The sequence below is a fragment of the Bradyrhizobium tropiciagri genome, from assembly GCF_018130505.1.
Taxonomy (GTDB): domain Bacteria; phylum Pseudomonadota; class Alphaproteobacteria; order Rhizobiales; family Xanthobacteraceae; genus Bradyrhizobium; species Bradyrhizobium tropiciagri_B.
The window spans coordinates 241,252-258,327 of the sequence record NZ_JAFCKH010000010.1 but is presented as its reverse complement, the minus strand read 5'-3'; the positions used below and the strand labels follow the sequence as shown (position 1 = coordinate 258,327).

At 65.4% G+C, this 17,076-nt stretch carries 16 protein-coding genes; 9 read left to right on the top strand and 7 right to left on the bottom strand.

Features of this window, described 5'->3' with window-relative positions:
- Window positions 1-37: 37 nt before the first annotated feature.
- Window positions 38-703, bottom strand: a complete 666-nt coding sequence (locus JQ633_RS25450) for a TetR family transcriptional regulator (protein WP_211987833.1) — start codon at window positions 701-703, stop codon at window positions 38-40.
- Window positions 704-864: 161 nt separating this feature from the next.
- Here JQ633_RS25450 and JQ633_RS25445 point away from each other — a divergent pair, with 161 nt between their 5' ends.
- Window positions 865-2,037: an acetyl-CoA C-acetyltransferase gene (locus tag JQ633_RS25445; RefSeq protein ID WP_211987832.1), complete on the top strand. Its 1,173-nt coding sequence runs from the start codon at window positions 865-867 to the stop codon at window positions 2,035-2,037.
- A 201-nt stretch (window positions 2,038-2,238) separates the two neighbouring features.
- Entirely contained in the window at window positions 2,239-3,783 is a 1,545-nt protein-coding gene (locus tag JQ633_RS25440; protein WP_211987831.1) for an acyl-CoA synthetase, read from the top strand.
- 87 nt (window positions 3,784-3,870) lie between these two features.
- On the opposite strand, the gene JQ633_RS25435 is transcribed toward JQ633_RS25440, so the two are convergent.
- Entirely contained in the window at window positions 3,871-4,140 is a 270-nt protein-coding gene (locus JQ633_RS25435) for a hypothetical protein (RefSeq protein ID WP_211987830.1), read from the bottom strand.
- Window positions 4,141-4,233: 93 nt separating this feature from the next.
- Complete coding sequence (locus tag JQ633_RS25430) at window positions 4,234-4,740, bottom strand: hypothetical protein (RefSeq protein ID WP_211987829.1); 507 nt, start codon at window positions 4,738-4,740, stop codon at window positions 4,234-4,236.
- A 158-nt stretch (window positions 4,741-4,898) separates the two neighbouring features.
- Here JQ633_RS25430 and JQ633_RS25425 point away from each other — a divergent pair, with 158 nt between their 5' ends.
- The 4 genes from JQ633_RS25425 to JQ633_RS25410 all read left to right on the top strand — a co-directional run bounded on the left by JQ633_RS25425 (window position 4,899) and on the right by JQ633_RS25410 (window position 9,404).
- Window positions 4,899-6,050, top strand: a complete 1,152-nt coding sequence (locus tag JQ633_RS25425; protein ID WP_211987828.1) for an alpha/beta fold hydrolase — start codon at window positions 4,899-4,901, stop codon at window positions 6,048-6,050.
- A gap of 62 nt (window positions 6,051-6,112) precedes the next feature.
- Window positions 6,113-7,084, top strand: a complete 972-nt coding sequence (mbfA, locus tag JQ633_RS25420; protein ID WP_211987827.1) for an iron exporter MbfA — start codon at window positions 6,113-6,115, stop codon at window positions 7,082-7,084.
- Between the two features lie 340 nt (window positions 7,085-7,424).
- Complete coding sequence (locus JQ633_RS25415; protein ID WP_211987826.1) at window positions 7,425-8,897, top strand: amidase; 1,473 nt, start codon at window positions 7,425-7,427, stop codon at window positions 8,895-8,897.
- A gap of 153 nt (window positions 8,898-9,050) precedes the next feature.
- Window positions 9,051-9,404: a nuclear transport factor 2 family protein gene (locus JQ633_RS25410; RefSeq protein ID WP_211987825.1), complete on the top strand. Its 354-nt coding sequence runs from the start codon at window positions 9,051-9,053 to the stop codon at window positions 9,402-9,404.
- 129 nt (window positions 9,405-9,533) lie between these two features.
- Here JQ633_RS25410 and JQ633_RS25405 read toward each other — a convergent pair whose 3' ends face one another.
- On the bottom strand, window positions 9,534-10,622 hold the full coding sequence (locus JQ633_RS25405) for a Zn-dependent alcohol dehydrogenase (RefSeq protein WP_211987824.1): 1,089 nt from the start codon (window positions 10,620-10,622) through the stop codon (window positions 9,534-9,536).
- A gap of 53 nt (window positions 10,623-10,675) precedes the next feature.
- Window positions 10,676-12,454 carry an acyl-CoA dehydrogenase family protein gene (locus JQ633_RS25400; protein WP_211987823.1) on the bottom strand — a complete coding sequence of 593 codons (1,779 nt, stop codon included), beginning with the start codon at window positions 12,452-12,454 and terminating at the stop codon, window positions 10,676-10,678.
- A 71-nt stretch (window positions 12,455-12,525) separates the two neighbouring features.
- On the opposite strand from JQ633_RS25400, the gene JQ633_RS25395 reads away from it, so the two are divergent.
- Together JQ633_RS25395 and JQ633_RS25390 are read left to right on the top strand one after the other, a co-directional pair.
- Window positions 12,526-13,227, top strand: coding sequence for an SDR family NAD(P)-dependent oxidoreductase (locus tag JQ633_RS25395; protein WP_211987822.1), 702 nt, complete (start codon window positions 12,526-12,528; stop codon window positions 13,225-13,227).
- Window positions 13,228-13,363: 136 nt separating this feature from the next.
- The gene (locus JQ633_RS25390) at window positions 13,364-14,194 is read left to right on the top strand and encodes an enoyl-CoA hydratase (RefSeq protein ID WP_211987821.1); all 831 of its coding nucleotides are present in this window, start codon (window positions 13,364-13,366) and stop codon (window positions 14,192-14,194) included.
- Between the two features lie 236 nt (window positions 14,195-14,430).
- Here the strand turns inward: JQ633_RS25390 and JQ633_RS25385 are convergent, their stop codons facing one another.
- Window positions 14,431-15,321 carry a LysR family transcriptional regulator gene (locus tag JQ633_RS25385; protein ID WP_211987820.1) on the bottom strand — a complete coding sequence of 297 codons (891 nt, stop codon included), beginning with the start codon at window positions 15,319-15,321 and terminating at the stop codon, window positions 14,431-14,433.
- 120 nt (window positions 15,322-15,441) lie between these two features.
- Between JQ633_RS25385 and JQ633_RS25380 the strand changes: the two genes are divergently transcribed.
- Window positions 15,442-16,272 (top strand): oxidoreductase, encoded by an 831-nt coding sequence (locus JQ633_RS25380; RefSeq protein WP_211987819.1) that lies wholly within the window; start codon window positions 15,442-15,444, stop codon window positions 16,270-16,272.
- A 160-nt stretch (window positions 16,273-16,432) separates the two neighbouring features.
- Here JQ633_RS25380 and JQ633_RS25375 read toward each other — a convergent pair whose 3' ends face one another.
- On the bottom strand, window positions 16,433-17,056 hold the full coding sequence (locus JQ633_RS25375; RefSeq protein WP_211987818.1) for a GNAT family N-acetyltransferase: 624 nt from the start codon (window positions 17,054-17,056) through the stop codon (window positions 16,433-16,435).
- Window positions 17,057-17,076 lie beyond the last annotated feature (20 nt).

Here is a 17,076-nt window from a genome sequence, read left to right as displayed (position 1 = left end):
CTTTCCTTGAGCGTTTCTTCTCTAGACTTCGAACTTGTTATCCGGCCGCGATCGCCGCCGTTTCCGTCTTCGGATTGAGCACGCCGCCGAAGATCAGCGCTTCCATATGCTTGATGTAGTCGCGGCAGACCTCGTCGGTGACCGGACCGACGCCGACCGCGCGCGACATCGCATGGCGGCCGAAGAACAGATGATCGCAGGCGCCGATCAGGCTGGTGTAGAACAGCACCGGATCGATCTTGCGGAACTCGCCGGCCTTGATGCCTTCGGCCAAAAGGCGGCGATGAAAATCCAGCAGCGGCGCGACGAAGAACTTCGACACCTCGTCCGCGGCCTCCGGCGAGCTCTCGTGCAGGAGATAGTGGATCAGCCGGTTCATGTAGGGGAACTGGTGATAGGCCCGGATGATGCCACCGATATGGTGCCGCAGCTTGGCGCTCGGCGTGATCGGCTGCGCCAGCAGGTATTCGAGCTGCGACATCTCGGTGGCGGCGTCGCGCGCCAGCAGCGCCAGCAACAGCCCGTCCTTGTTGCCGAAATGATATTTCACCAGCGCGGCGTTGACGCCCGACTTCTGCGCGATGTCCGACAGCGACACCTCGATCGAGGCGCGCTCGATCATCAGCTCGCTCGCCGCCACCAAAAGCTTGTCGGCGGTGGCGTTTTTGCTCGGGGCAAGTCTCGTCGGTACGCTGGTATTCAACTGCGCTCAGGTCCCAAGCTCGCGGGGCGGGTCGAGGGCGCACATAAACCCATGGCGGGGCTGCACTCAAGAGTTAATTGATTGATTGACTAAATGCGGGACCGCCCCTTAAAACCGCCCCAACTTGCAAACCCCAATCCAGAACATCAGGGAGATCAGACATGGCCGAGGCATATATCGTCGCCGCCGCTCGCACCGCGGGCGGCCGCAAGGGAGGGCGTCTTGCCGGCTGGCATCCGGCCGATCTGGCCGCGACCGTGCTCGACGCGCTGGTCGAGCGCAGCGGCGCCGACCCGGCGCAGATCGAGGACGTGATCATGGGCTGCGTGATGCAGGCCGGCGAGCAGTCCACCAACATCGCGCGCAACGCGGTGATGGCCTCGAAGCTGCCGGAGAGCGTGCCCGCGACCTCGGTCGACCGCCAGTGCGGCTCCTCGCAGCAGGCACTGCACTTCGCGGCGCAGGCCGTGATGTCTGGCACCATGGACTGCGTGATCGCGGCCGGCGTGGAATCGATGACCCGCGTGCCGATGGGCCTCGCCTCCTCGCTGCCCGCCAAGAACGGTTTTGGCCACTACAAGAGCCCGGGCATCGAGGCGAAGTATCCCGACATCATGTTCAGCCAGTTCACCGGCGCGGAGATGATGGCCGAGAAGTACGGCCTGTCGAAGGATGAACTCGACGAATACTCCTACAACAGCCACCAGCGTGCGATCGCGGCGACCCAGGCCGGGAACTTCAAGGACGAGATTGTCCCGCTCAAGATCACCCGCGCCGACGGCTCGACCGACACCCACTATATCGACGAAGGCATCCGCTTCGACGCCAGCCTCGCCGGCATCAAGGGCGTCAAGCTGATCGCCGAGAACGGCAAGCTGACCGCGGCCAGCGCCAGCCAGATCTGCGACGGCGCCTCCGGCGTGATGGTCGTCAACGAGAAGGGCCTCAAGGCGCTCGGCGTCAAGCCGATGGCGCGCATCCACCACATGACGATGATCGGCCATGACCCCGTCATCATGCTGGAAGCCCCGCTGCCCGCCACCGAGCGTGCGCTGAAGAAGGCCGGCATGTCGATCGACGACATCGACCTGTTCGAAGTCAACGAGGCCTTCGCCTCGGTGCCGACCGCGTGGCTGAAGACCACCGGCGCCGATCCGGCCAGGCTCAACGTCAATGGCGGCGCGATCGCGCTCGGCCATCCGCTCGGCGGCAGCGGCACCAAGCTGATGACCACGCTGCTCAACGCGCTGAAGCAGCGGGGCAAGCGCTATGGTCTGCAGACCATGTGCGAAGGCGGCGGCATGGCGAACGTGACGATCGTCGAGCGGCTGTAACTCTCAAGAACGTCCGCGTCAGCGGCCACACAAATGGTGTCGTCCCGGCCTAGTGCGCAATTGCGCACGGGAGCCGGGACCCATAACCACAGCTGCCTGTGGTGAGGCTCGGCTGGGGCCACAACCCAGCCCAACAACAAAAATCGGTGGTTATGGGTCCCGGCCTTCGCCGGGACGACCACACTTGCTTGAGGAAACGCTGTGACCCATCCGTCGATCCACGCGCGTACCCATCCGGACAAGATCGCCTACCAGATGGCGGGCACCGGCAAGGCCATCACCTATCGCGAGCTCGACGAGCTCTCGAACCAGGGCGCGCATCTGTTCCGCTCGCTCGGCCTGAAGGCCGGCGACCACATCGCGCTGTTGATGGAAAACCGGCTCGCCTTCATGGAGATCTGCTGGGCCGCGCAGCGCTCGGGGCTGTATTACACCGCGATCAGCCGCTACCTGACCGAGGACGAGATCGCCTACATCATCAGGGATTGCGGAGCGAAGGTATTCATCACCACGCCGCAGTGCGCCGACAAGGTCAAGGGCCTGATCAAGGGCGAGCCTGGCGAACCCTTGTTCTACATGATGGACGAGCCCGCCCCCGGCTTCCGCTCCTACGACAGGGAGGCCGGCGCGCAGCCGACGACGCCGGTTGCCGACGAGGTCGCAGGCTACGACATGCTGTATTCGTCCGGCACCACCGGCCGGCCAAAGGGCATCAAGAAGCAGTTCGAGGGCAACCGGATCGACGTGCCGAACCCGTTCCTGCGCATCCTCACCGCCGACATGTGTGGGATGAACGCCGACACGGTCTATCTGTCGCCGGCGCCGCTCTATCACGCGGCTCCGCTGCGCTTCAACATGATGGCGACCGTGTTCGGCGGCACCTCGATCATCATGGAGCATTTCGACGCCGAGGAATTTTTAAAGCAGGTCGAGCAGCGCAAGGTGACGCAGTCGCAGCTGGTGCCGACCATGTTCGTGCGCATGCTGAAGCTGCCCGACGAAGTCCGCACCCGCTACGACGTCTCGTCGCTGAAGGGCGCAATCCACGCCGCCGCGCCCTGCCCGGTCGACGTGAAAGCGAAGATGATCGACTGGTGGGGACCGATCCTGATCGAATATTACGCCGGCTCAGAAGGCAACGGCGTCACGGTCTCGACCTCACGGCAATGGCTTGATCATCGTGGCACGGTCGGCCGCGCCGTGGTCGGCAAGGTCAAGATCTTGGACGAGAACGACGAGGAGGCGCCGATCGGGCAGATCGGCCAAGTCTATTTCGCCGACGCGCCTGCCTTCACCTATCACAACGATCCGGAGAAGACGAAGAAGGCCTACAATGCCAAGGGCTGGTCGACGCTCGGCGACGTCGGTTACCTGGATGAGGAAGGCTTCCTCTATCTCACCGACCGCAAAAGCTACATGATCATCTCCGGCGGCGTGAACATCTATCCGCAGGAGACCGAGGACGTGTTGATCACGCACCCCGCGGTCTCCGACGTCGCGGTGTTCGGCGTGCCGAACGAGGAGATGGGCGAAGAGGTCAAGGCCGTGGTGCAGCCGCACGACATGGCGAGGGCCGGCAAGGAACTGGAGGCCGAGTTGATCGCGTTCTGCCGACAGCAGCTGTCACCGATCAAATGCCCGAAGAGCATCGACTTCGAGGCCGAGCTGCCGCGCACCCCGACCGGCAAGCTGGTGAAGCGCCACCTCCGCGACCGCTACTGGCCGAAGCCGGCGGGCAAGGCCTGATCTTGTAGGGTGGGCAAAGCCAACGGGGCGCGCGTACGCGCGACCCGTTGGCTTTGCCCATCCTACGGATTACTGCGTGTTGCGAAACTACTGATACCAGCCCCACGCCCAGAGCGAGGACGCCGGCCGGCGCTGGGCCTTCAGCGCGGCAACTTCGTCGACCGAGCGAAGATAGGGGCCGTAGAGCGCCGGCGGATAGACGTCGTCCCAGAGCACGTAGCCGGTCCTGTAGGCAGGTGCTGCCGCCGCGCGATGCGCGCGCGGCACCGCCAGTTCCGCCGCCGAGGCCATGTCGGCCGCAACCGAAAGGCCGGACGTGCACAACAGGACGCTCAGGATCAATGCTCGGGCGCGCATGCGGGGATATCCTTCTCGATCACCGTGGTGAACTCTAATCCGGACCGGCCGCGATCGGTTCCGGTGTTTCTCATCTCTCGCTGGCAAACGCGGCTACAGCGAGGCGGCCGGCTCGCACGCGGCCGATGACGCCGCGCGCAGATGCAGTCGTCCGCGCTGGCCGGAGGTCGTCGTGGTCCATTCCGCATCGATGCGCTGCAGATCGTTCGACAGCGTGCCGCGATGGCTGCCACCGGTCTCGAAGGTGCTGTTGCCCTCCGGCGACAGCTCGAGGATCTCGACCGTGAGATCGGACAGCCGGACGAACATCTGCACCTTGATCCTGGTCACCCGGTGGCCGGCCTCATACGAGCCGCAACCGAGCGCTTCCGCATTCCGACCGTTCAGCGCACGGACCTTGTCGAAGGTGATCACGACGTTCTGCACCGTCTTGTCGCCCTCCCACTGGAATTCGCCGATAAAGGCGCGCGGCAGCTTGCCGGTGAGCTGCCTCATGTCGGTCGCGTGGACGGCCGGCGCGAGCAGCAGCACTGCCGCCGCGATCATGACCGCGAGGCGGGATATCCAGCCGGGCAAATTCGTGGTCCCTGTGCGGCGCATGCGGCATGCATCCCGTGAACAGATTTTGCTATCGTTCGATCTTGAACGTTCTCCGGCTAGTCCGTCGCGACAGGACCCGTATCGGTTCATCCGGTCACCGTCGGCACAAAATCGAACGCACTGCGTCAGCGGTGACGTTGAACCAGGTGATTTGTCCAATGCAAACGCTTCCCGACGTTCCGCTCCCCTCCACCATCCGCTCGCGCTATGTCGACGGGATCAACGGCCTACGCATGCACGTGCTCGAGGCCGGTTTCGAGACGCCGGGCCGGCCCTGCCTGTTGCTGCTGCACGGATTTCCGGAGCTGGCATTTTCCTGGCGTAAGGTGATGCCTGAGCTGGCCGCCGCCGGCTATCACGTGATCGCGCCGGACCAGCGCGGCTATGGCCGCACCACCGGTTGGAGCGCCGACTATGACGGCGATCTCACGCCGTTTCGGCTGCCGAACATGGTGCGCGATGCGCTCGGGCTGGTAGCGGCGTTCGGCTACCGGCATGTCGATGCGGTGATCGGCCATGATGCCGGCTCGTCGGTCGCGGCGTGGTGCGCGCTGATCCGCCCCGATGTGTTCCGTGCGGTCGCGATGATGAGCGCGCCGTTCGCGGGGCCGCCGTCGCTGCCATTCAACATCGCGAATGGCCCGGCGAAGCCTGCGACCGAGGACCCCGTGCACCGCGAGCTGGCGGCGCTGCCGCGGCCGCGCAAGCATTATCAATGGTACTATTCGACACGTCCGGCCAATGCCGACATGCATCGCGCGCCGCAGGGCGTGCACGATTTCCTGCGCGCCTACTACCATCACAAGAGTGCGGACTGGAAAGACAACAAGCCCTATCCGCTGCAATCATGGTCGGCGGGCGAGCTGGCGAAGCTGCCGACCTACTACGTCATGGATCTGGCGAAGGACATGGCGGCGACCGTCGCCGAGGAGATGCCCTCGCGCGAAGCGATCGCGGCCAACCAATGGCTGCCGGACCACGAGTTGTCCTATTACAGCGCCGAGTACGGCCGCACCGGATTCCAGGGCGGGTTGCAATGGTATCGCTGCGGCACGTCGGGGGCCTTCACACCGGAATTGCAGACCTGGAGCGGCCGCACCATCGACCAGCCCTCCGCCTTCATCTCCGGCAAGCAGGATTGGGGCACCTATCAGCGGCCCGGCGTATACGAGGCAATGCAGAACAGGGCCTGCACGAAGATGATCGGCTGCCACCTGGTCGATGGCGCCGGCCATTGGGTGCAGCAGGAGCAGCCGGCCGAAGTCAGCCGCCTTCTGCTCAAATTCCTGCGTGAGGCCAAGGCGAATTGACCCGTTCGGTGCCCGTCCTATATAGTTTAGAATTATTCTAAACTAAGGAAGCAGGCGCCGCCGTGAAGAATTTCGCCGATCTGACCGAGCGCGAGGTGCTGGCGGTCGCGATCGCCTCCGAGGAGGAGGACAGCCGCATCTACATGACGTTCGCCGAGGACCTCGCCGAACGCTATCCCGATACCGCAAAGATCTTCGAGGAGATGGCCGACGAGGAACGCGGCCATCGCCACCGGCTGCTCGAACTCTACGAGCAGCGCTTCGGCCAGAACCTGCCGCCGATCCGGCGCGAGGACGTGAAGGGCTTTCTGCGCCGACGCCCGGTCTGGCTGACGAAGAACCTGCCGCTCGACACCATCCGCAAGGAAGTCGAGACCATGGAGCTGGAGGCCGAGCGCTTCTACGCCAAGGCCGCCGAGAAGGCCGAGGATGTCGGCGTGCGCCGGCTGCTCGGCGATCTCGCCGAGGAGGAGAAGCACCACGAGAACCTCGCGGTGCAGCTCACCGACGAGATCCTGCAGCCCGACGTGCGCGCGGAGGAAGACCGCACGCGGCGGCGGATGTTCGTGCTGCAATATGTGCAGCCGGGTCTCGCCGGATTGATGGACGGTTCGGTCTCGACGCTGGCGCCGCTGTTCGCCGCCGCCTTCGCCACGCATCAGAACTGGCAGACGTTCCTGGTCGGGCTCGCCGCCTCGATCGGCGCCGGCATCAGCATGGGCTTTGCCGAGGCGCTGTCCGACGACGGCTCGCTGACCGGCCGCGGCTCGCCCTTGCTGCGCGGCCTGACCTGCGGGTTGATGACGACGCTCGGCGGCCTCGGCCACACCATCCCTTATCTCGTGCCGGACGCGTGGCCGAACGCATTCTGGATCGCAACCGCGATCGCCGGCATCGTGGTGTTCTTCGAACTGTGGGCGATCGCCTTCATCCGCGCGCGCTACATGGACACGCCGTTCCTGCAAGCGGTGTTCCAAATTGTGCTCGGCGGCGCGATCGTGCTCGCGGTGGGGATATTGATCGGCGCGGCTTGATGCTCGGCGATCCCCTCTCCCCGTTCTTACGGGGTCGAGACGAGCGAAGCTCGCTCTTAGGGGGTCGGGGTGAGGGCCCTCTCCGCGAGCACGCGTGTGGAGAGTCCCCCTCACCCGGACCGCATTCCGTTTCGCTCCATGCGGTCCGACCTCTCCCCGCAGGCGGGGCGAGGTGAACGCGCGCCGCTTCTGATTTCGCAAAGCAATTCCGGTCAAACGCGGCGGCCTGGGTGTCGCTACAAGCGCGAAGACGGCCCACACGCCGCGCCAATCGCGCGCCGCTTGCGGGCCGTGGGCAAACTGCGCATCATCGATGCCAACAACAGACCGGGAGCACGCCGTGGCCAAATCGCAATGGAGTTTCAAGACCGCCGTCGAATTATCGGCGGCGCTGCGCAACAAGCAAGTCTCGGCGGTCGAGCTTGCCGAGGATACGATCGGCCGCATCGAGCGGCACGACGGCAAGGTCAACGCGGTCTGCGTTCGCGACTTCGAGCGCGGCCTCGCCGCCGCCCGCGCCGCCGACGCCGCGATCGCGCGCGGCGAGCACAAGCCACTGCTCGGCATCCCCATGACGGTGAAGGAATCCTACAACGTCGCGGGCCTGCCGACGACCTGGGGTTTCCTGCCGCAGAAGGATTTTGTGCCGCCCGAGGACGCGCTGCCGATCACGCGCGTGAAGGACGCGGGCGGCGTGATCCTCGGCAAGACCAACGTGCCGGTCGGGCTCGCCGACTGGCAGAGCTACAACGAGATCTACGGCATCACCAACAACCCCTACGATCTCGGCCGTACGCCGGGCGGCTCGTCCGGCGGCTCGTCGGCGGCGCTCGCCGCCGGCTATGGCGCGCTGTCGCTCGGCTCCGACATCGGCGGCTCGCTGCGCGTGCCGGCGTTCCACTGCGGCATCTATGCACACAAGCCGACCTTCAACCTGCTCGCTTCGCGCGGCCACACCGCGCCGCCGGCCGCGCCGCTGAGCTATGAGCGCGACCTCGCCGTGATCGGCCCGATGGCGCGCGGCGCGGCGGACCTGTCGCTGTTGCTCGACGTGATGGCCGGTCCCGATCCGCAGGAGGCCGGCAAGGCCTATCGTCTCGAGCTGCCGGCGGCACGGCACACCAGCCTGAAGGATTTCCGCATCCTCGTCATCGACAGCGATCCCGTGATGCCGGCCGACAAGGCGATCCGCGGCACCATCGACAAGCTTGCCAGCAACCTCGACAAGGCCGGTGCGAAGATCTCGCGCTCCAGCCCGCTGCTGCCGGACTTCGCGGCATCGTCGCGGCTCTATATGCGGATGCTGCTGTCGTTCCTCGCCGCGAATTTTCCGCCTGAAGTCTATGCCGGCGCCTGTGCCGCGGCGGCCGCGCTGCCGGCCGGCGACAACAGCCTGCAGGCCGAGCGGCTGCGCGGCATCGCGCTCAGCCACCGTGACTGGGTGCACGCGTCGGTCGCGCGCACCCGGCTGCGCGCACAATGGCGCGAGCTGTTCAACGCGTTCGACGCCGTGATTTGCCCAATCATGCCGACGCCGGCCTATCCGCACGATCATGCGCCCGACCAGGAACAGCGCCGGATCCTGATCGACGGCGAACCGCGGGTCTACACCGACCAGCTGGCCTGGCCCGGCATCGCCACCCTGCCCGGCCTTCCCGCAACGGCAATTCCGACCGGCTTTGCCCCCGACGGATTGCCGGTCGGTGTGCAGATCGTCGGCCCCTGGCTGGAAGACCGCACGCCGCTCAAGCTCGCCGAGCTGATCGAGCGCGAGTTCGGCGGCTTCGTGCCGCCGACGATGTTTGATGATTGAGTGGAGCCCCAACCGTCATTGCGAGCGAAGCGAAGCAATCCATATATCCGCGAGCGCGGAAGCATGGATTGCTTCGTCGCTTCAGCGCAAAATTGCTTTGCAATTTTGTCGCGAGCGCCTCGCAATGACGATGGGTGAGACGGGAGGAAACCAATGAGCAACGACCTCGAGGAGCTGACGAAGCTCAACAAGGACTACGTCGACTCCGTGCAGAACAGCGACGTCAAGCGCTTCGACGAAATCCTCGCGCAGGATTTCTATTGCAGTAATCCCGACAAGAGCCTGGTCGACCGCGCCGCATTCCTGAAGCAGACCGCGATCCCCGTGAAGATCAAGGAACTGAAGGCCGAGGACGTCAGGATCCGCATCCTCGGCGATTTCGCCATCATCCACGCCCGCACCAGCTATCTCAACGCCGAGGGCGAGCAGGCCTATGGCCGCTACACCGATTGCTGGGCGAGGCAGGACGGTAAATGGCTCGCGGTGTGCGCGCACGTCGCGCGATAGGTTCTTCACCTCTCCCCGCGGAAAGAGCCTCCAACGCAGCACGATCGTGCCCGGCCCCTCACCCGGATCGCATCTTGCGATGCGATCCGACCTCTCCCCGCAACGCGCGGGGAGAGGTGAAGAGATCGCTCAGCTGTCGAACATGATGACGCTGCGCAGCGTCTTGCCCGCCTTCATGTTGGCGAAGCCTTCGTTGATCTCGGACAGCTTCAGCTTGGCCGAGATCCAGTCTTCCAGGTGCAGCTTGCCGCGCATGTAGAAGTCGACCAGGCGCGGCATGTCGACGCGGAAGTGGTTGGAGCCCATCGACGAGCCCTGAATCCTGCGCTCGCGCAGGAAGTCGAAGCCATGCAGCTCGATCTTCTGGCCGAACGGGATCATGCCGACGATGGTGGCGGTGCCGCCGGGCGCCAGCATGCCGAAGGCCTGCTCGGCGGTGTCCTTGCGGCCGAGCACCTCGAAGGAGTGCTGCACGCCGCCGCCGGTGAGCTCGCGCACCTGCTGCACGACGTCGCCGCGGGCCGGATCGACGATGTCGGTGGCCCCGAGCTTGGTGGCGAGCTGCAGCTTGGCCGGGTTGGTATCGATCGCGATGATGCGGCCGGCGCCGGCGATCTGCGCGCCGTTGATCGCGGCCATGCCGACGCCGCCGCAGCCGATCACCGCGACGGTCTCGCCGGCGGTCACCTTCGCGGTATTCACCACCGCACCATAGCCGGTGATGACGCCGCAGCCGATCAACGCGGCGAGATCGAGCGGCATCTCGCGCTTGATCTTCACGATGGCGTTCTCGTGCACCAGCATCTGCTCGGCGAACGACGACAGGTTGAGGAACTGGTGCAACTTCTCCGACCTGTTCCAGGACATGCGGTTGGAGGCGCCCGGCAGCATCTTCACCGTGGTGTCGGTGCACAGCACGGTGCGGCCGGTGGTGCAATTGTCGCAGGTGCCGCAGAACACCGAGAGACAGGTGACGACGTGATCGCCCGGCTTCACATAGTTGACGTCGGAGCCGACCTTCTCCACCACGCCGGCCGATTCATGGCCGAGCACGGCGGGCAGCGGATGCGGATACAGCCCTTCCATGAAGTGCAAATCGGAATGGCAGAGGCCCGCAACCGCGGTGCGGATCAGGACCTCGCGCGGCCCCGGGTTGGGCAGGCTGACATCCTCGATCACCAGCGGCTTGTTGACTTCATGCAGGACGGCGGCCTTCATCGGGGTCTCCCTTGACGTTTTTGATTGTTTGAAAAGTGCGTTCGTGCCGCAGCCTACGCTGCGACAAGCAATTCGCCAACCTCGGCCATGCCGACGGCGCGATCGCCGAGCAGGCGCTCGGTCATCGCGCGCTGAATGGTATTTTCCGTTAGCCGGAACGGATCACCCGGCGTCACGCGGTGGTCGATCACCATCCGTGACAGCAGCAGCCTGCGCGCATCGCCGCGCATCGCATGGATGCGATCGCCCTCCCACGCCAGCGCCACCGCGCTTGCGACATGATAGAGCAGGCTGGTGGCGCGGCGCGCATCGCCCTCATTGTCGACGCGGCTCGCAACCTCACGCGCGAAGGCGATTGCGCGGTCGCTGAGATCGGCGAGGCGGTTGCGCCAGGCCTGCGGCACGTTCGGGCTGTCATCGAGCCGCGCATGCAGGTCGGCGGCGAGCGCGCTGTCGGCGCCGTGGCGGCCGACAGCGCGCTTCAGCGCGTCGATCGCGACGATGTTGCCGGTGCCTTCCCAGATCGAGCCGAGATGCGCGTCGCGCAGCAGGCGCGGCGTGACGAATTCCTCGATGTAGCCGATGCCGCCGCGCATCTCCATTGCGTCGCCGCAGACTTTTCTGGCATCGCGGGTGGCGCGGAATTTCAGCGTCGGGGTGAGAATACGGAGTAGCGCCGCGGCGTCCTGGCTGCCGGCCTCGGCACGGTCGAGCGCATCAGCGGTCAGGAAGCTCATCGACAGCGCCTGCTCGGTCGGCAGCATGATCTTCATCAGCTGGCGCCGCGCCAACGGCAGATCGATGATGCGCTGACCGAACACCATGCGATTCCGCGCCACCGTGATCGCATCGTGCCAGGCGCGGCGCATCAGCGCGGTCGACTTCACGCCGTTCGACAGCCGCGACGAATTCACCATCTCGGCCATCTGAACGAAGCCGCGGTCGAGCTTGCCGACGGCGTAGGCGATCGCGCCGTCGAACTTGATCTCGCCCGAGGCCATCGAGCGGGTGCCGAGCTTGTCCTTCAGCCGCACGATCCGGTAGTGGTTCTGCGAACCATCATCGAGGAAACGCGGCATCAGGAACAGACCGACGCCGCGCGTGCCGGGCCCCGCGCCCTCCGGGCGCGCCAGCAGCATCACCACCTTGGCGTCGGCGTTCGAGCAGAACCATTTCTCGCCGTAGAGCCGCCAATGATCGCCCTCCTGCACCGCGCGCGTCGTCAGCGTGCCGACGTCGGAGCCGCCCTCCTTCTCGGTCATGAACTGGCCGCCCTGCGTCAGCTTGCTCATGTCGGTCTGGGTCAAGCCGTCGAGATATTTTGCCTTCAGCACCTCGCTGCCGAAATTCGCCAGCAGCTTTGCGCAGCCGTCGGTGACGTTGATCGGACAGCCCATGCCGAATTCGGTCTGGTTGAACAGGAAGGTGAAGGCGTGCTTGGCCACGACAGGATATTTTTCGGGCCAGCCCATGATGCCCTTGCGCAGCGACAGCGCGTGAATGCCGAATTCGCCGAACGCAGCCTTCTCGATCTCGCGATAGGCCGGGTGGTATTCGATATGCTGCACGTCGCGGCCGAACTTGTCGCGCGCATGCAGCACTGGCGTGTGACGATCGGCGAGCCGTGCGCATTCGTCGAGATAGCCGCCGGCGAGGCCGCCGAGCCGGTCGAGATGCGGCTCGATGTGACGGAACAAAGCCTCGGGCAAATGCAGTTTCAACAGATCGGTCAGCGCCGGATCGGCCCGATAGAAGTTCATTCCCGTCGTGTCGGGGGCCAACAATCCCGGCTGGCCGGCCGAAGAAGAAAAATCCTGCTTGAGCTGCTGCATTGAATTCCCGGCTGCGTTCCTCATCTCTTCAGGCAAGACTATCCTCCTCCGGCCGAGCAAAGGAAAGCCCAATGGACATACCAAAGTACAAGATCGCCCTGATCGTCGGGGCCGGTGAAGGGCTGAGCGCCTCACTGGCCCGGCTATTTTCGCGAGAGGGAATTCGCGTCGCGCTGGCCGCGCGCAGCATCGAGAAGCTCGGCGCGCTCTGCACCGAAACCGGCGCGCGCGCCTATGCTTGCGACGCCACCAAGGCCGAAGACGTCGAGCGGCTGTTCGGCCTCGTCGAGCGCGAGATCGGAACACCCGACATCGTCGTCTACAATGCGAGCGGCCGCTCGCGCGGACCCTTCGTCGAGTTGGTGCCGTCGGAGGTCGAGAAGGCGATCGCGATCTCGGCGTTCGGCGGCTTCCTCGTCGCACAGGAGGCGGCGAAGCGCATGTTGCCGAACAAGAAGGGCGCAATCCTGTTCACCGGCGCCTCCGCCAGCGTCAAGGGCTATGCGCAATCGGCGCCGTTCGCGATGGGCAAGTTCGCGCTGCGCGGACTGGCGCAGAGCATGGCGCGCGAACTGTCGCCTCTAGGTATCCATGTCGCGCATTTCGTCATCGACGGCGGCATCCGCAGCGCCGCGCGCACCGAGCCCGCCGACCGGCCGGATTCGATGCTCGATCCCGACGCGATTGCGCTGAGCTACTGGAACGTGCTGCAGCAGCCGCGCAGCGCCTGGAGCTGGGAGCTCGAATTGCGGCCCTGGGTGGAGAAGTTTTGAGATGACGGACAACATGTAAATCCGTAGGGTGGGCAAAGCGCAAGCGTGCCTACCTTCACGAGCACGCTAGGGATGGTGGGCACGACGCTTCGCGTCTTTGCCCACCCTACGAAACAAACCATTCACGGGGAGCGACATGACCAGCGAAATCAAGATCGAGACCGGCACCGACGAACTGCTCTGCGTGATCCGCGAACGCGTCGCGACCATCACGCTGAATCGCCCCGACGCCCGCAACTCGCTGTCGGATACGCTGACGCCGGCGCTGCGCACCATGATCCGGACCTGCGGAGAAAACCCCGAGGTCGGCGTGCTGCTGCTCACCGGCGCCGGCAAGGCGTTCTGCGCTGGCGGCAACGTCAAGGGCATGGGCGCCCATCGCGATCCGAAGAAGCTCGAGATGTCCTACGAGGACAAGGTCGCCGATTTGCAGGAGCGGCAGCGCCTGCTCACCGGCGCGCTGGCCTCGGTGCGCAAGCCGACCATCGCCGCCCTCCCCGGCCCCGCGGTCGGCGCGGGGCTCGCGATCGCGATGGCCTGCGATATCAGGATCGCCGCGCAATCCGCCTTCGTCTCGACCGGCTATCTGCGCGTGGCGCTGAGCGGCGATTACGGCATCGCCTGGCTCCTGACGCGTCTGGTCGGCACCTCGCGCGCCCGCGAACTGATGTTCACCTCAGAAAAGGTCGACGCTGCCAGATGCGAGCAGATCGGCCTCGTCAACCGCGTGGTGCCCGACGAGGTGCTGCAGGACGAAGCGTTCGCGCTCGCGAAGTCGATCGCCGAGGGCCCGACCCTGGCGCTGCGCTACATGAAGGACAATCTCGACGAGGCCCTGCAGTTCGACTTCGCCACCGCACGCGACCACGAGGCCGAGCGGCTGGTCCGGCTGACGACGACCGCGGATCACAAGGAGGCGGTGCAGGCGTTCATCGATAAGCGCAAGCCGGTGTTTCGCGGGAGCTGATGCTCCTTCTCCCCGCGAGCGGGGAGAAGGTCGGGATGAGGGGGAGTCTCCGCGTAGCCGGCGAGAGGGGTGCCTGCGGAGACTCCCCCGTCACCCGGATCGCATTGCATGCGATCCGGCCTCTCCCCGCGAGCGGGGCGAGGCGAAGCGGACTTGTAGCCCGGATGGAGCGAAGCGAAATCCGGGACAGGCCCTCCGCGGGAAGACTGCCCCGGATTTCGCTTCGCTCATCCGGGCTACGGGTGTCCGCCCCGCGAAAAATCAACGAAGGCGCGCAGCGCAGCCGGCAGTTGGCGACGGCTGGGGTAGTACATGAAGAAGCCCGGATAGGCCGGGCACCAGTCGGCGAGCACGCGCACCAGCTTTCGCCTGGCGATCAGTTCCTCGACCTGCGCTTCGAACACGTAGGCCAGCCCCGCCCCATCCAGCGCGGCGTCCACCATCAGGTCCTGGTCGTTCAGCGTCAGCGGGCCCTCGACATCGATATCGACCTCGATCCCGCCGCGCTCGAACTCCCAGCGGTACATCGCGCCGCTCGAAAATCGATAGCGGATGCAGGGCAACCCTTTCAGATCATGCGGCGTGGCCGGCGGCTTGTGCGCCTTGAAGACAGCGGGCGAGCCGACCACGGCGAAGCGATGCCGCGGGCCGATCGGGACTGCGATCATGTCGGCGGCGATGGTCTCGCCGAAGCGCACGCCGGCGTCGAAGCCCGCGGCGACCATGTCGATCAGCGCGTCGTTGATCATCACCTCGACGCTGACATCGGGGAACGCCTTCAGGAAGCGCGTGACGATCGGCAGCAGCACCAGTTGCGCGGACTGGCGCGCCGCGGTGAAGCGCAGCCTGCCCGCCGGGCGGCCGCGGAAATTGTTGAGGTCCTCCAGCGCATCGTCGATGTCGCGGAAGGCTGGACTGATCCGCGCGAACAACCGCGCGCCGGCCTCGGTCAGCGCCACGCTGCGGGTGGTGCGGTTGACGAGGCGCAGATCGAGCCGTTCCTCGATATTGCGCAGCGCATGCGACAGCGCCGATGCGGAAACGCCAAGCTCGGTCGCCGCCGCGCGAAAACTCTGGTGGCGGGCGATCGCGAGGAAAGTGGCGAGGTCGGACGGGTCGATCCGCATTGATGAATTCTACTCAGTAGCTTTGAGAAAATATAGCGGATTATCTCATCTATGGGGAGCCGCTATCCCTGTGCCCATCAGGCCGGCATCGCGCTGGCCATTTGAGGAAAGGGCAAGATCATGCGTGTCTGGTTCATCACAGGAGCTTCCCGAGGCTTTGGCGCCCTGATCGCCGAGGCCGCGCTCAAGGCGGGCGATGCGGTGGTTGCCACCGCGCGCGATCCCAGGACCGTCACCGCCCGGCTCGGCGCGCACGAGCGGCTGCTGGCGACCCGGCTCGACGTCACCAGCGAGGCCGAGGCCCATGCCGCGGCCGGCGAAGCGGTGAAGAAGTTCGGCCGCATCGACATCCTGATCAACAATGCCGGCTATGGCCTGCTCGGCGCGATCGAGGAGGCAAGCGCCGAAGAGACCCAGCGGCTGTTCTCAACCAATGTGTTCGGCCTGCTTGGCGTCACCCGCGCGGTGCTGCCGCATATGCGCCGGCAGCGCGCCGGTCACATCATCAACATCTCCTCGGTCGGCGGCTACACCGGCTATCCCGGTTGGGGTGTCTATGGCGCGACCAAGTTCGCGGTGGAAGGCATCAGCGAGGCTCTGGCGGGCGAAGTCGCCCCGCTCGGCATCAGGGTGACGGTGGTGGAGCCCGGCTTCTTCCGCACCGACTTCCTCGACGAGAGCTCGCTGTCACGCACCGCGCAGCAGATCGAGGATTATCATGCGAGCGTCGGCAAGACCCGCGCGGTCGCCGACGACGTCAACCACGGCCAGCGCGGCGACCCGCGCAAGCTCGCCGGCGCGCTGCTGCAGCTCGTCAATGCGAAGGAGCCGCCGCTGCGCCTGCCACTCGGCAGCGACACGGTGGAGCGCATCGAGGCGAAGAATGCGTTCGTCGCGAGGGAGCTGGCGGAATGGCGGACGGTGGCGACGTCGACGGATTTTGCTGACTAGCAGCGTGAGCCCGTAGCCCGGATGGAGCGCAGCGTAATCCGGGAAACTGCTTCTGCGGAGAGACTGGTCCCGGATTGCGCTTCGCTTCATCCGGGCTACGGGAGTTCGATCAAAAAGAAAAAAGCCCGGTTCTGGGGAGGCCAGAACCGGGCCGAGTTTGTCAAACCGCAAGCGAGGACATCGCGGCAGTGCGCGAGATGGCGGCAAGCCGCCAGCTGGCACAGGGAATGTCTTGCGGTTCGACGTGGATCTGTTTCTCGAAACGCACCAGCTTCCAGTCGCCGGGGCTGTTCGTGAATGAGTAATCGGACTTGCGGGCGAGGCCGATCATCGTTGTGTTGGAGCGCAGCGTGTCGCCGAAGATGCGCGCGGCTCCGAAGGACGCCGCGCGGCATTCGAGATTCTTCAACAGCGCCTTGCCGATGCCATAACCCTGCCACCGGTCGGAGATCGACAGGCCAAACTCGACGCTCGACGTCTCGGCATGGAAGGCATAGCGGGCTTCGCCGACGATGGTCTCGAAGCCGTCGACCATGATCGTCGCGACCACCGTGAACCGGTCAGCCTCGCCGACATGGATGAAGCGCTCGAGCTCCGTCTTCGGCAGCTCACTCAGTGCACCCAGGAAGCGGTTGTAGCGGGACCCCGAGGAGAGCGAGCGGATGTAGTTCTGCAGCTCCTCGCGGTCGCGCGGCTCGACGAACCGCACCTTGATCTCGCTGCCGTCCTTTGCGCGCAGCAGGTCGGAATATTGCTTGAGATCGTCGAGATGCAGCGCAGTCATGACACGCTCCTCGGGGGTGA